Here is a 14,679-nt window from a genome sequence, read left to right on the forward strand (position 1 = left end):
AAAAATAGATTATTTAACAGGATATTGGGTTTTTAAATTTCAAATAGTGAGAGCAATACAATAGCATGTGCTTTATTGTATTGCTGCTATTGGATGAATTCAAAGCGAATAGAAATCATTATCTTTGCGCAAATTTTACACTATAATGAGACCTAACAAATATTATTTAGCTGCTTTCTCTGCCTTTTTTATCTGGGGTTTTTTTAGTTTAGCATTAAAACCATTACACAATTATCCTTCTTTAGACATTTTATTTTACCGTGTTTTTTTTAGTGTGGCGCTGATGGTAATTATCAATGTCGTTTTTCGACGCAATATCATGCTGCAAAATTGGAATCATTTCAAATCGATGACAGCAAAACAAAAGCAAAGTGTTATCACGTTGACACTTGGCGGCGGCGTATTTCTATCCTCAAACTGGTTTGTTTTTATTTATGTGATGAATCACGTTAGTGTAAAAGCGGCTTCATTAGCGTATATGATTTGCCCAATTTTAACGACCATACTGGCTTTTTTTATATTAAAAGAGAAACTGAGTAAATGGCAATGGGTTGCCGTTTTGATAAGTGCCTTTAGTTGTATTTTATTGTCATTGAATCATTTTGAAGACATTTTTTACAGCCTTATTACGGCAGCCACGTATGCAATGTATTTAGTGAGTCAACGAAAAAATAGTGAATTGGATAAATTCCTAGTTTTGACAATTCAATTGGTTTTTACGGCAATAATTCTGCTTCCTTTTTATCCCAATTATAGCGGAGATTTGCCCACAGAACCCTTATTCTATGGATGTTTACTGGTAATCGTAGTCTTTTTTACGATTATTCCGTTGTTTTTAAACTTGTACGCATTAAAAGGAATTAATTCGTCTGCAGTTGGGATTATGATTTATATTAATCCGATTATTGGGTTTTTATTAGCGATATTTTATTATAATGAAAACGTTAGTTCACTTCAGTTATTTTCCTATTTCCTGATTATGATTTCGATAGTTGTTTTTAATGAAAAGCTTATTTTTTCTAGAAAATCGAAAAGTATTCCAGCAGAAATAGAGGGTTTAAAATAATTTATAATTTTCAAAAAAATGAAAAAAGTATATCTCGATAACGCTTCTACAACCGCTATTCGTACCGAAGTAATCCAGGAAATGACCAAAGTAATGACGGAAGATTATGGGAATCCATCGTCAACGCATAGTTTGGGTCGTGCCGCCAAAAGTATATTGGAACTTTCCAGAAAATCTATTGCTAAGAATTTAAATGCGACTGCACAGGAAATTATTTTCACATCTTGTGGCACCGAAGCTAACAATTGGATTCTTCGTTCTGCGGTTAAGGATTTACAGGTAAAACGAATTATTACCAGTAAAATAGAGCACCATGCGGTTTTATACACGGCTCTGGTTTTAGAAAAAGAGTACGATATTCAAATTGATTATGTGAATGTGAAACCAAATGGAGAAATTGATATTACCCATTTAGTAGAGTTGCTTTCGAAGGAAAAGAAAACATTGGTCAGCCTAATGCACGTGAATAATGAAACGGGGAATGTTCTGGATTTGGAACGAATAGGTCGCATCTGTCAAGAACATAATGTTTTATTTCATTCGGATACGGTACAATCCATTGGAAAAGCAACGATTGATTTGCAAACGATTCCTGTTGATTTTATTGTGGCAAGTGCCCATAAATTTCATGGACCTAAAGGCGTTGGTTTTGCTTTTATTCGAAAAAATTCAGGGTTGCAACCCTTGTTTTTTGGTGGCGAACAGGAAAAAGGATTGCGCGCCGGAACCGAAGCATTGCATCAAATCGCTGGTATGGCAAAAGCATTGGACGTTTCCTATACCAACTTAGAAACTGAACAAAAGCATATTGCGGAGTTGAAAAGTTATTTGATTGACCAACTCAAAATTGAATTTCCGGAATTTAAAATTAATGGAAATCCGGATGGTTTTTATACCGTTTTGAATGTTTTATTACCTTTTGCAGCAGCAAAAACAGCGATGATATTATTCCATTTGGACATGAAAGGAATTGCAGTTTCCCGCGGAAGCGCCTGTCAGTCAGGAAGTGTAAAGCCTTCGCATGTTTTAGCCGAAATGCTTTCTGAAGAAGATTTGAAGAAACCGAGTTTGCGTATATCGTTCAGTCATTTCAATACAAAAGAGGATATTGATTTACTTATTGAAGCGTTGAAAAGTATCTAAAAAAGAATAATCATAATGAATGTTAATTTATGTACGGATAAACTAGATTAGTGAAAATGATACGTTTGATTTCAGGTATATTTTTCCATTATTAGTCGGGCTTTAAAATAGCATAAAGTCGATTCGGCTCCTTGATTGATGTTAATGTGTTTGTCTTCCAGTCCATCATAGGACGCCCCATTTTCTGGATTGTACATGATTTGTTTCAAATGATTATTTCCTAAAAACCAGATGAAAGCCAGTTTAAGTTGGTCTTTGTATTTTTTATTTCGGGTAACTTCATAGAATAAATCCAATGCAATAATGGTAGTTGCCACTTCAATAGGTTGTTCTCCGTAGAAAATCCTTTCATTTTCTTTCTTAAACCAACCTCTGTTTGAGATTACTTTCAGTTGTCCTTTCATAAAATAATGAGAAAGTAGAAAATCAAATGTGATTGCCGCAATTTTTTTGTACTTAGGATTTTTGGTTACTAAATAACTGTACATCATCGCTTCCGGCAAAACGTTATTGGCATAGGTCATATAATCCTCGTACCAGCACCAATTTTCAGCTGAATTGATATTATAATGGCGCAAAAGTTCATCGGCAAGTTTCTCTATATGGGTCTTTATCTCTTCGTCTTTATAAATAGAATGATATAAATATAGGCCTTTCAACGCATACGCAATTGCTCTTGGAGATTTAATATCATCAATTCTTTTGATGGCTTTATCCCAACATTTTACCGCTTGGCAAATCATTTCTAATGGTAAAGTGTCCCTGTGGGAAATTACGGTTCCTAAACTCCATAATGCTCTGCCGTTAGCATCTTCAAGATTTACTTCTTTGTTTTGTTTGGTTAATTGATGGTCAAAATCTTTGTAGTTGTCAAACCAACCGTTGTTTTGCTGTATGCCTTCTATGAAATTCAGATATGTATTTGCTAGTTTTAAGGTGTTTTTATCCGGAAAAGCTTTATTATACAGAACCATATTGATCAATGCTCTGGCATTATCATCTAATGTGTAACCTGATTCAGGATCGGGCTGGCTGAATTTTGAAAACTGAAGTATTCCAAAATCAGTAGTGAGTTTCTTGATATGGTCTAGTTTTATAGGAGGAAAATTGAACCTTAAATCTTCTTCTCGATTGGTTAATTGGTCAAAAAGCAATCGATATTGAATAGCAATATTTTCCCAGTTAGTGGCGTGTGACAACGAAAAGGCATTTTTGCCCATCGCTATTCGTTCTTCTTTATTTTCAATCAAGTATACTATTGCGTTTTTGAATTCTTCTGAGCTTTCAAAACTATTCAAAAGTATTCCGTTGCCATTTACCAATTCTTCAACGGCGTGCGGAATTGGAGTAGAAACTACAGTGCAACCGCAACTCATGGCATAAGCAAATGTCCCGCTTACGGCTTGATTAGGGTCTTTGGAAGAGAATAAATAAATGTCTGATAAAGTTAAATATTCCAGTAATTGCGACAATTGCAGGTATTCATTAATGAAAATGACATTGTTTTCCAGATGAAGTTCTTGTACAATATTGATAAGACTGTTTCGGTACATTTCTCCGTCTTGACGGATTATTTCAGGATGTGTTTTTCCAATCACCAAAAAAACTACTTCGGGATTTTTTTTAACAATTTCAGGTAACGCTTGTAATACGGTTTCGATGCCTTTATTTTGGCTGATTAAACCAAATGTAGCCATCACTATTTTATCCGAGAAACCATAAGTGTTCTTTAAAATGTTTTTTTGTTCCCATAATACATTGTGATTGCCATGCGGAATTACAATAGTTTTGGTTTTTTCAACACTGTAATTAGTAGTCAAAATTGTCTGTGAGTTTTTAGTAAGCACAATGATACGATCAGATAAATCAGCTATTGCATGAACTATTTTCTTTCTTTTTTCATCCGGATTGGGTAGCACGGTATGAAAAACAGTAACAATTGGTTTGTTTAAAGCTAATATAAAAGAGAGTATATAATCCCCATATTCTCCCCTGAATAAACCAAATTCATGTTGAATGCACACAAGTCCTATATCGTTTCGTTCATTTATTTTTTCGGCAACCATTCGGTAATGTTCCAATGAATCAACGGGTAAAATAAAGCTTACTTCATTATTATATTCAAAGTGTTGCTCACTATTTTGCAAAGCGCATACTTCAACCGGCAATGTATCTCCAAAAACAATTTTCACTGCATTGACAATATCATTTGAAAAAGTTGCTATACCACATTCTCTTGGTGGATACGAACTTACAAGTAACATTTTTATTCCTTTTTGGAGTTTCATGGCGCTTTTTCTAAGATTGCTTTCTCAATTCAAGTAGCAATTCATTAATGTCTAATTTTGCTACTGCAACATGCTTATCCGCTACACCATAATAGAGGTAAAGGTCATTTCCAAATAAAGCATGACCGGTTGGGAATACTATGTTTCTAACTTCGCCTTCTATTTCCCATTCCTTGGTAGGAGAAAATAGCGGATAAAGTAATCTGGAAATTTCAATTTCGGGTTTGTCTAATTGCAGTAATGCGGCTTTGGCATGATATATTTTTCCTGTTGTAGTTTCCTGAACACCATGATAGATTATCAACCAGCCAAATTCAGTTTCTATAGGCGGTCCGCCGGCACCAATGTAGTTTACCTCAAAGATATCTTTTGGATCAAGTACGATATGATTGACAAGGTTTTTAAGATAATCTTCCCAAAAAGATTCGGTTAAATCCTTCCAATCATCAAATTGTACAATCTGAATTCCAGGCCAAATGCGGTGCAATAACACAAATTTTCCGTTTATTTTCCTTGGAAATAAAACCACATCTTTATCTCTAAGCAATCTGTGTTCATCTTCAACTAATCCTATTTGAGCAAAAAGGTTATAGTATTGATGGTATTTTGGATTTAACTTGTTTTTATTGATGTCACAAAAAGTTACAAAATTTTCATATTCTTGGTAATTTACATGCGGAGTTATGATTCCATGTTTCTCAAAATGAATCAAATCCTTTGACGTAGCTAATGCTCCCATTGCATTGACACCATCATAAGCAGTATAGGTGATATAATAAGTGTCCTCAATTTTTACAATTCGGGCATCTTCTACGCCGTGTTTTTCGTAATCGAAATCACGGGTTATCAGCGGTTTTTCATGCCTTTCCTTTACTTTAAGTGGGCCATCCATTTTTGCATAGCCTATGGTTGAAAAATTTCCATGTTCTACCGCTCGGTATAAAACATGAATGGTATTTCCATCCTGATAGATACCGGGATTGAACACACCGTTATTTTCAAATGTATTGTCAGTAGGACTTAGAATTATTCCTAATTTCTCTATTGTAACCATGATTCTATCTATTTTGCAGTTCAATATTTTTTATCCACTTCTTCTTTCTTTGGATCTTTATTTCTTGCTTTTTCCTGTTTTTTAAAATAACCCCGAAATAAAAAATTGTGTTTCAAGGCTTCCATATTTTCATTCAAACGGGAACTCGCTTCGTTAATATTTGTCATCGTAGAGTCTATTTTTCGAACTAATGCCGGATTATTCGATAAGTAGTTTATAGCTCCTTTTCCATCTTTAATGTTTGCAATTGTCGCATTGAGGTTGCTTACTACTTTGTTTATTTCAGTGCTGGATTTGTCTAAATTGCGAACGACTGCTTTCATATCATTGGCAACAGCCGTATCTTTCAAAAATCCTATCACATTATCTTTATTTTCTAAGGAAGAAATGAGTCGGTTTAATTTTGTCACAGATTCGGAAGTTCCTTTTCCGGTAATTTTTAAGTACTGCATGGTTTCTTTTAGGTTATTGGCTACAGTGGAATCTTTAATCAATAAACCCACTGTTCCTTTACCTTGATTGATTTCCTGCGTAATTTTTAGTAAATCAGCCGTAAAAAGCGCCGCATTTTTGTTGGTCACACCAAGGGTATTCAGTAAATCATCAGTACGGATTCGGCTTAAAGATTTAATCTCATCGCCGGGACTCACAGAGGCTTCCATCCCTTTACCTGGGATAATATTTATAATCATATTACCTACCAAACCATCAGAGCCAATCGTGGCAATTGCATTTTTTCTGATGTGAGGAAAAATGGTTTTATCAATGAGCATATCCACTTTGATGGTGGAGTCATTAATCATTTCTATTCCGCGGACAGTACCTACATTTATTCCGGAATATCGTACATTATTTCCTAATTGTAGGCCGCTTACGTTATTAAAAACCGCCTCAAGGTGATTGGTTTTTCCAAACATTTTTTGCTTATCGCCAATGAAATACACTGCCAGTACAAATAGCGTTAATCCAATGATTACAAAAAGTCCAAGGCGCAGTTTTTGTGATGTCGTTTTTTCCATATGTATTCTTATTTAAAGAAAGCTTGTACTTTAGGATCTGTTGAGGTTGATAATTCCTCAAAAGTTCCTTCGATATAATTGATACCGTCAACCAATAAAATCATTCGGTTCGAAATCACTCTGGCGCAATCCACATCGTGTGTTATGATAATTGCCGAAGTGTTGTATTTTTTTTGGATAGACATCATTAGCAGCAAAATTTCCTTTGCCGTAATAGGATCTAAACCAGTAGTTGGTTCATCATAAAGAATTATTCTTGGCTGCAGAATTAAAGTTCTGGCCAAAGCGATTCTTCGTTTCATTCCTCCCGAAAGCTCTTCGGGCATTAAATTTATGGTATGAGCCAGCCCCACATTTTCTAAAGCTTCCATAACCAGTGGCGTGGTATCGGTTATTTTTCCAAATTTTTTTTTGTGACGCCTTAAGGGAAATTCTAAATTTTCCCTGACGGTCATTGAGTCATAGAGTGCGCTTCCCTGAAAAAGAAAACCTACTTCTGTCCGAAGGTCATCCAGTTCTTCCCGGCTGAGTTCGCTAATATCCTTTCCCATTATTACAACAGTTCCACTGTCATGTTCTTCTAATCCAATAAGGCATTTTATCATAACAGATTTCCCTGAACCTGATTTTCCCATGATTACCAGATTTTCTCCTTCATTCAAAACCATATTAAAACCATCCAAAACATGATTATCACCATAGCTTTTTTTTAAGTCTTTGATTTCTATTATGGCCTTTTGATTTGGTATAGATGTATTCATAATCAGTTATAAATCATAAAAAATATCAGTGATAAAAACAGCAATAAAATCAATAATAAACAATAACATCGAGGTAAAAACCACCGCAGAATTAGCTGCTAAACCGACACCTGCAGTTCCTTTTTTACAATAATATCCTTTAAAACAACCCACTAACCCGATGGCAAAACCAAAAAAGAACGTTTTGATGGTTGCCGGTATTAAATCCCCAAATTCCAATGCATCAAAAACCTGATTGTAATACAATAAAAAAGAAACATTCCCTTTTATGTTTTCTACTAAAAATGAACCAAAAATGGCAATGGCATCTCCAAAAAAAACCAGAATAGGAAGCATGAAAGTAGTTGCTAATATGCGGGTTACCACTAAATATTTGAAAGGATTTGTACCGGAAACTTCCATGGCGTCAATTTGTTCTGTAACTCTCATAGAACCTAATTCAGCACCAATACCGGAACCAATACGACCAGCACAAATTAAAGCGGTAATGATGGGCCCAATTTCTCTGATAAGTGAAATACTTACCATGGACGGCATCCAGGAAACGGCTCCGAATTCCTGCAATGTGGGGCGTGACTGTAAAGTGAATACTAAGCCAATGATAAATCCTGTAACTGCAACAAGCAACAAGGAACGATTTCCCATATAAAAGCATTGTCTAAGGAACTCTTTGAATTCCGAAGGGCTTTTAAAAGCTTCTTTAAAAAAACGCCCGGCAAAATAGGAGAGTTCGCCAACTTCAAGTAAAAAACTTTTAAACAATTCGATTATTTTAAAAATACTATTCATTAGCAAATGAATTAATTTTTAATAAAAAAACAGCTACTCAAATATACGATTATTTGTCTGATTATCAGTATTTAAAGGTGTTGTTCAGCTGTTTTTTTTAGGGTTTTGTCGAAAAAAAACAGATTTTAAAAAACAACGATGTTTTTTAAATAGGAACTTCTATTTTGACTTTCTTACGAGGAATTTAAAAATGGGATTTTGACAAAAATGAAAATAAAATTAAAAAAGGGAACACAAATTATTTTCAAAAAAAATCACACAAATAGTCATAAAAGAAAGCGTATTAATCAAAGTCTATTTGTTCCTGTTTTTAATCCATTTCTCTATTTCTCCGGCCCAAAATACAATGCTTGATATCGCTAAGGTGAGTCCCAATTCATATAAAGATAAAGGTTGGGTCTTAAAAATTTCGTTAAAGAAAGGCATGTAAATAATCATGAATTGAAGGACAATGGTTATCAATAGGGCACCAACCATAGGTCTGTTAGAAAAAAAACCAATTTTAAATATAGATTCACGGCCGGAACGAATAACCATTACATGTCCCAACTGGCTAAAACAAAGCACCGTAAAAGCCATCGTTTGCCAATGTGTATTAGCATTATATATCGCGTAAGCTTGCATTCCTATGGTGACGCAGCCCATTAAAAAACCAATCCATAAAATGTGTAAAGCCATTCCGTTTGAAAAAATATTTTTCTTAGGATTTCTGGGGGAACGTTTCATAATATTTGTTTCAGATGGTTCTGAGGCTAGTGCTAATCCGGGTAAACCGTCCGTTACCAGATTAATCCACAGGATGTGAATTGCCAATAGCGGAATGGGTAACCCAAAAAATGGAGCTAAAAAAATCGCCCATATTTCGCCTGAGTTTCCTGTCATAATGTATTTAATAAATTTTAGGATGTTGTCAAATATTTTTCTGCCGTGTTTAACAGCAATAATAATGGTAGCAAAATTATCATCCAATAAAATCATGTGCGAGGCTTCTTTAGAAACTTCGGTTCCGTTGATTCCCATAGCAATACCAATATCAGCATTTTTTAACGCCGGAGCATCATTCACACCATCGCCAGTCATTGCCACAAAATGATTTTTGGATTGTAAAGCATTAATGATTCTTAGTTTCTGTTCTGGATTTACACGGGCATACACTCTTACCTTTTCGACAATTTGTATAAATTCACTCTGTGTTAATGCAGTTAGTTCTGAACCTGTTAAAACTAGGTCGTCATCCGTGACAATAATGCCTAGCTTTTCGGCAATTGCTTTGGCGGTCAGCTTGTGGTCACCCGTAATCATTACCGGAATAATACCGGCTTCCTTACATTCAGAAACTGCTTGTTTTGCTTCTTCTCGTGGTGGATCAATCATGCCTACAAACCCAATAAGTGTTAATTCATTTTCTATCAAATTAGCATCTGAAGTATCCGGTAAGGACGGAAGTGTTTTCATTGCGTACCCTAAAACCCGATATCCTTTTTCGGCCATTTCGTTGACTTTACGTTCAAATTCAGGAATAAGTGATTTTTGATTGTCATTCAGTTTGTGAAACAATACATCGACAGCCCCTTTTGTAATCACGATTATTTCACCATTAGAATTTTGGGTTTGATGCATTGTAGTCATGCATTTTCTTTTAGAATCGAAAGGCAATTCTCCAATTCGAGGTAATTTTAGTTCTAAATCAGAGCGATTCAAATTTTTATCGGATGCATATTGTACCAATGCCAACTCTGTTGAATCGCCCAACCATTTTCCGTTTTCATCTTTTGTAACATCATTATTTAAAGCGATAGCGTGCAGCAATGTGTTTTTTTCTTTAAAAAAAGGCTCATACTCTGTATCCGATGTCTCAAAAATTTCCTGTACAGTCATTTTATTCAACGTAAGAGTTCCCGTTTTATCAGAACAGATGTACGTCACGGAACCCAAAGTTTCCACAGCCGGTAATTTTCGAATAAGTGCATTGCTTTTAGCTAATTTTTTGGCACCAAAAGCAAGAGCAATCGTAACTAATGCTGGTAAAGCTTCAGGAATTGCGGCAACAGCGAGTGAAATAGAAGTAATTAACATGGTCAAAACAGATTCTCCCCGCAACCATCCGATTAAGAAAATTATAGCGCAGATAATAAGTATAATCACTGATAATCGTTTGCCAAAAGCTGCTAACCTTTTTTGTAAAGGCGTAGAGGTTTCATCGGTTTGGATCATTTTTGCGATGTGTCCAAGTTCAGTATGCATTCCAGTTGCTGTAACGTAAGCCAGCGCTCGTCCGTTAGTTACAAATGTTCCTTTGTACCCCATATTGGTTTGGTCACCAAGCGCATAATTTCCTTCGGGAAGTTCCTCAGGATTTTTTTCTACATTGTTTGATTCGCCCGTAAGTGCTGATTCATCTACTTTTATTTGATGGGTTTCAAAAAAACGGACATCAGCAGGAATAACATTTCCCGCTTCAAGTACCACTACATCACCAGGAACGATATCCGATGCAGGAAGGTCGATTGTTTTTCCTTCACGTAAAATACGGGCATGGTTTGCGACCATATTCTTTAATGCTTCCATTGCTTTTTCAGCCCGATATTCTTGGATAAATCCCACGACAGCATTAATAATAATGATGGCTAGAATAATTATTGTATCCGTAACATCTCCTATTATGCCTGAGATAATTGCCGCAGCGATAAGGATGAGAATCATAAAATCAGATAACTGAGAAAGCACCATCTGTAGAATTGTCTTCTTTTTTTTATCTTCAATTTGATTTTTCCCATGTTCGCACAAGCGTTCTGATGCCGTAATATCATCAATACCGGATGGAGTTGTATTTAGCAACTGTGTTATTTCTGATAGCGGTAGTAAATGCCAGTTCATATTTTTTACTTTTTATATTCAGTAAAAAGAATATTGGGATTCTCAAATCTCAACTTTCATACAAACGCAATCTGTTTTTAGTGGAAACAAGCTCATTTTGCAAAGCATCAATTTTTTGTAATAGATTAAACACTACATCAATTCCCTCAGTATTAAGATCTAATTCCTGATGGATGCGTATCATTTTCTCTATTTCATAGATGGCATCCGGATGGATATATTGTGTTTCTTCGATTGTTTTTATTTCGAGTAAACCCATTTCGCTGAGGTTGTCAAAAAAGGAGAGTTCCACTTTATAATGAATGCATAATGCAGGTATCGGTATGAGGCTTTCTATATTCATGACGTTCTTAACTTTGCGAGTTCCGTAAATAATTCTTTTTCTTTTTCAGTAATATTTGTGGGTATTTGCACTTCATAGGTAATGTATAAATCTCCAAATTCACCTTCCTTTTTATAAACTGGAAATCCTTTTCCTTTCAGTTTTACTTTTGTTCCGTTTTGGGTTCCTGGTTTTACGGTTAGTTTTACTTTTCCGTCAAAAGTATCTGCGGAGATATCGCCTCCCAATATGGCAGTATATAAATCTAAAGAAACAGTGGAGTAGAGGTTGTGCTTGTCTAATTTAAAGTTGGTATGGTTTTCAATAGTGAAAGTGATGTACAAATCTCCTTTTGGGCCACCGCCAGCGCCTTCGCCACCAAGCCCGCTAATTTTTATTTGCTGCCCATTTTCGACTCCGGCAGGAATAGTAATACGGATGTTTTTGCCGTTAATTGTCAAGGTGCGTTTATGGGTGGTGTACACGTCTTTTAGATCAAGATGCAGTTCAGCATTAAAATCCTGCCCCTTGAACTGTGCACTACGACGACCTCCACTTCCTGACGAACGACCTCCAAACATAGACTCAAAAAAATCAGAGAAATCTCCGCCACCACTGAATCCGCCAAAACCATCTTGTTGACCACCTCTATGGTACTGCTGTTGTTGTTTTGATTTTTCAAATTCCTCCGCATGTTGCCAGTTTTCGCCATAGTCATCATATTTTTTACGATTCTCGGCATGGCTCAATACTTCATTGGCCTCATTGATTTCCTTGAATTTTCTTTCGGCTTCCTTATCGTTGGGATTTAAGTCGGGATGGTATTTACGGGCCAGTTTTCGATAGGCCTTTTTAATCTCGGCTTCGGTTGCTTTTTTGTCCACTTCAAGAATCTTGTAATAGTCTATAAATGCCATCTGGATTGTTTTTATATAATTTGTAGGCTTTATTAATACTTTAATCGAAGGTATTTACTGTTTAATGAACTCACAATCTGCTTTAATTTGTACTTCATCACTAATCATTTTCGAAGGGAATTTGGAACCTACATTAAATTCAGAACGTTTTAAAATTCCGCTAAACTGAAAGCCTGCAGTAATTGCTTTTGATTGTTCATTCACTATAGTTCCTCTATACCACATAGTAATTATTGCCGGTTTTGTGATTCCATGTAATGTGAGTGTTCCTACAAGTTTGTATTTATTCTTCCCGATTTTTTTTATGGAGATGCTTTTAAAACTCATTCTAGGATATTTTTCCACATCAAAGAAATCAGCACTTCGTAAATGATTATCCCGCATTTCTACTTCGGTGTCAATAGAGGCAACATCAGTCGAAAGTTCAAATACAGCATCACTAAAATCCGTTTTGTTAGTTGTTGCGGTTATCTCAAATTTTTTAAATAATCCCGCTATATCCGAAATACCATGATGCACGGTGCTAAAAGTAAGTTTTGAGTGCATTGGATCTGCTTTCCATGTTGTTTGTGCCAGCAGAAAAGTAGATAAAAATAGTGTTGCGATGATGGTTGTTATTTTTTTCATGAGGTATTATTTTTAATTATTTGATAGGGTATAAAGATGTCAGGAGTTTGTAATCTTGCTATTATCAATATCTATGTGCATGAAAAAGACAGCACAAATGATTGAGATTTTTAGACATTTTGCACTATCAAATTTAATTAATTTTCAGGTATTAAAATAGGAATAAATATCTTTATTTCAGGTGTTTATGAAAATAATAAAAACTCTAAAAGGAGTTTTTATGGAATAGTTTTTTTTACCAAGAATGTTTTTCAATTCTTATATTGGTAGTAATTCATCTTCCATAGCTTTTAAATCCTGTTTCTTTTTTAGGTCTTTCAATATAGATTTATACTCTAAAAATTCGATGTCTTTTGGATTTATTTGCAGCACAAAATTTATTTTCCCCAACAAATGTTCGAGATAATTTTTTTGGTTAATTTCTTTGTATTCGCGGTGTTCCTCGAAACCAAATTTCTTGATATAATACATGGCTTGTCTTAAATCATTGCGTTTGTGGAATGCCACTTGCGGTTTTTCATTCACAACAATTCCAGTCACGGTTTGACGTGTATTGGCCGTCATGAGTTTAGTCTTGTTTTTATTGATGCGAAGGTTTAATTTTTCAATAGTTTCAATGACTTTATGGAGCAGTTTATTTTCATCAAAATCCCCCGAAAAACTCATATCGTCAGCATAACGGGTATATCTTATTTTATGCAATTTGCAGTAAGCGGCAATCTCAGCATCGGCATCTTTAAAAATTAAATTCGAAAGATATGGACTTGTAGGTGCGCCTTGAGGCAAAGTTCTGTCTCGTGTGCATAATTTGGAGAGCAGTCTTGATACCATTTTAGAATATCCCAATTGATGAAACTCTTTTTCAACTAATTCAATGGTAATTGATTGGAAGAAATTTTCTAAGTCTAATGTATATACTTTAGGCTGATTTTTATGAAATTTCAGGTTTTCAATAAGGCTTACATTGGTTTTGTATGCTTTCGCAAAAGGGCTAATGGGAACTTTATTGAGGATATTTCTCAAAATCCAGAGTTGGATTTCTTTCAAGCTCGGAAGCGGTTCAGAAATAAGTCGTTTTGTGCCATTTTTTTTTGAAATCTCAAAATCACGGTAAAAATAGCGGGGATAAACAGCCGCTTTTTTTAAATATTCTTTCTTGTATCCCACTAGAAGTGATAAATGGGTTGGATTGTAAATAACCGGTACGTCATGAGAAAATAATACTTCGGCATAATCCAGACAACGTTGAATATTAGGCAGCGAATAGCCTAGTCTGTGTGATTTTTCGGTAAAGGTTTCTTTGTATTGAGTAAAATCCATAGCGTTGAAATCGTTAATGGAGTAGGGACTATTCTGTCCCTAACCCCGATTAAGAATACCGGTTTAAAAGTTCGGAGCTCTGCGGAGAATCTTTTAAACCTGGTGCTTGAAAGAACATTCAATTACAGAGCAGTGACTCACGGCTCCGATGTTAACCTGGGCTAACAAATTTCTTTGAGAAATGAACTAGAAAAATAATTCATCCTGACTGGGAATAAACACTATTTTACTGCTTAATTTGGGAATTTTACTCTCCAAATCTTTTTGAATCCAATCCTCTTTTTTTTTAGTTTTTAGTCGGTGTGGTTCCATTGTTATTTATTTATAAAATGCTTATTATTAATGTTTTAAATGATTAAAAATCATATATAAAGTTAGTTAAAAATAATTTATTAACAGTACTAATAGTGATAATTTTTTCAACAATGATTTTGATTTTAGAAACAGAATATACTTTTTTGTTTTGGCACAAAAAAAGACTTTCAACCCTTGATTT

12 protein-coding genes are annotated in these 14,679 nt (G+C 34.9%); 2 read left to right on the forward strand and 10 right to left on the reverse strand.

The genetic code is table 11. The features are described from left to right. Positions 1 to 145: 145 nt before the first annotated feature. Both QLS31_RS11120 and QLS31_RS11125 read left to right on the forward strand, forming a co-directional pair. Positions 146 to 1,066: an EamA family transporter gene (locus QLS31_RS11120; RefSeq protein WP_282743920.1), complete on the forward strand. Its 921-nt coding sequence runs from the start codon at positions 146 to 148 to the stop codon at positions 1,064 to 1,066. Between the two features lie 18 nt (positions 1,067 to 1,084). Continuing rightward, positions 1,085 to 2,209: a cysteine desulfurase family protein gene (locus QLS31_RS11125; protein WP_282743921.1), complete on the forward strand. Its 1,125-nt coding sequence runs from the start codon at positions 1,085 to 1,087 to the stop codon at positions 2,207 to 2,209. A 71-nt stretch (positions 2,210 to 2,280) separates the two neighbouring features. Here QLS31_RS11125 and QLS31_RS11130 read toward each other — a convergent pair whose 3' ends face one another. The 10 genes from QLS31_RS11130 to QLS31_RS11175 all read right to left on the reverse strand — a co-directional run bounded on the left by QLS31_RS11130 (position 2,281) and on the right by QLS31_RS11175 (position 14,183). Next, a complete protein-coding gene (locus QLS31_RS11130) occupies positions 2,281 to 4,497 on the reverse strand; it encodes a glycosyltransferase (RefSeq protein WP_282743922.1) in 2,217 nt (738 codons plus the stop codon). A gap of 10 nt (positions 4,498 to 4,507) precedes the next feature. Beyond that, positions 4,508 to 5,551 (reverse strand): pesticidal protein Cry7Aa, encoded by a 1,044-nt coding sequence (locus QLS31_RS11135; protein ID WP_282743923.1) that lies wholly within the window; start codon positions 5,549 to 5,551, stop codon positions 4,508 to 4,510. A gap of 20 nt (positions 5,552 to 5,571) precedes the next feature. Next, a complete protein-coding gene (locus QLS31_RS11140) occupies positions 5,572 to 6,570 on the reverse strand; it encodes an MlaD family protein (RefSeq protein WP_282743924.1) in 999 nt (332 codons plus the stop codon). An 8-nt stretch (positions 6,571 to 6,578) separates the two neighbouring features. Then, complete coding sequence (locus QLS31_RS11145) at positions 6,579 to 7,331, reverse strand: ATP-binding cassette domain-containing protein (RefSeq protein WP_121342500.1); 753 nt, start codon at positions 7,329 to 7,331, stop codon at positions 6,579 to 6,581. A 6-nt stretch (positions 7,332 to 7,337) separates the two neighbouring features. After that, complete coding sequence (locus tag QLS31_RS11150; RefSeq protein WP_282743925.1) at positions 7,338 to 8,120, reverse strand: ABC transporter permease; 783 nt, start codon at positions 8,118 to 8,120, stop codon at positions 7,338 to 7,340. 294 nt (positions 8,121 to 8,414) lie between these two features. Beyond that, a complete protein-coding gene (locus tag QLS31_RS11155) occupies positions 8,415 to 10,997 on the reverse strand; it encodes a cation-translocating P-type ATPase (RefSeq protein WP_282743926.1) in 2,583 nt (860 codons plus the stop codon). Positions 10,998 to 11,046: 49 nt separating this feature from the next. Continuing rightward, on the reverse strand, positions 11,047 to 11,340 hold the full coding sequence (locus QLS31_RS11160; protein WP_282743927.1) for a chaperone modulator CbpM: 294 nt from the start codon (positions 11,338 to 11,340) through the stop codon (positions 11,047 to 11,049). After that, positions 11,337 to 12,236, reverse strand: coding sequence for a J domain-containing protein (locus tag QLS31_RS11165; protein ID WP_282743928.1), 900 nt, complete (start codon positions 12,234 to 12,236; stop codon positions 11,337 to 11,339). Before QLS31_RS11165 ends, QLS31_RS11160 begins: the two co-directional genes overlap by 4 nt. A gap of 54 nt (positions 12,237 to 12,290) precedes the next feature. Beyond that, positions 12,291 to 12,863, reverse strand: a complete 573-nt coding sequence (locus tag QLS31_RS11170) for a YceI family protein (protein WP_282743929.1) — start codon at positions 12,861 to 12,863, stop codon at positions 12,291 to 12,293. A gap of 258 nt (positions 12,864 to 13,121) precedes the next feature. Beyond that, positions 13,122 to 14,183 carry a reverse transcriptase domain-containing protein gene (locus QLS31_RS11175; RefSeq protein WP_282743930.1) on the reverse strand — a complete coding sequence of 354 codons (1,062 nt, stop codon included), beginning with the start codon at positions 14,181 to 14,183 and terminating at the stop codon, positions 13,122 to 13,124. Positions 14,184 to 14,679 lie beyond the last annotated feature (496 nt).

It is taken from the genome of Flavobacterium sp. XS2P24, from assembly GCF_030010285.1.
Taxonomy (GTDB): Bacteria; Bacteroidota; Bacteroidia; order Flavobacteriales; family Flavobacteriaceae; genus Flavobacterium; species Flavobacterium algoritolerans.

Excerpts from the sequence above, each read along its gene's own strand:
- QLS31_RS11120 (WP_282743920.1), top strand. The coding sequence starts at position 146 with ATGAGACCTAACAAATATTATTTAGCTGCTTTCTCTGCCTTTTTTATC.
- QLS31_RS11125 (WP_282743921.1), top strand. The coding sequence starts at position 1,085 with ATGAAAAAAGTATATCTCGATAACGCTTCTACAACCGCTATTCGTACC.
- QLS31_RS11130 (WP_282743922.1), bottom strand. The coding sequence starts at position 4,497 with ATGAAACTCCAAAAAGGAATAAAAATGTTACTTGTAAGTTCGTATCCA.
- QLS31_RS11135 (WP_282743923.1), bottom strand. The coding sequence starts at position 5,551 with ATGGTTACAATAGAGAAATTAGGAATAATTCTAAGTCCTACTGACAAT.
- QLS31_RS11140 (WP_282743924.1), bottom strand. The coding sequence starts at position 6,570 with ATGGAAAAAACGACATCACAAAAACTGCGCCTTGGACTTTTTGTAATC.
- QLS31_RS11145 (WP_121342500.1), bottom strand. The coding sequence starts at position 7,331 with ATGAATACATCTATACCAAATCAAAAGGCCATAATAGAAATCAAAGAC.
- QLS31_RS11150 (WP_282743925.1), bottom strand. The coding sequence starts at position 8,120 with ATGAATAGTATTTTTAAAATAATCGAATTGTTTAAAAGTTTTTTACTT.
- QLS31_RS11155 (WP_282743926.1), bottom strand. The coding sequence starts at position 10,997 with ATGAACTGGCATTTACTACCGCTATCAGAAATAACACAGTTGCTAAAT.
- QLS31_RS11160 (WP_282743927.1), bottom strand. The coding sequence starts at position 11,340 with ATGAATATAGAAAGCCTCATACCGATACCTGCATTATGCATTCATTAT.
- QLS31_RS11165 (WP_282743928.1), bottom strand. The coding sequence starts at position 12,236 with ATGGCATTTATAGACTATTACAAGATTCTTGAAGTGGACAAAAAAGCA.
- QLS31_RS11170 (WP_282743929.1), bottom strand. The coding sequence starts at position 12,863 with ATGAAAAAAATAACAACCATCATCGCAACACTATTTTTATCTACTTTT.
- QLS31_RS11175 (WP_282743930.1), bottom strand. The coding sequence starts at position 14,183 with ATGGATTTTACTCAATACAAAGAAACCTTTACCGAAAAATCACACAGA.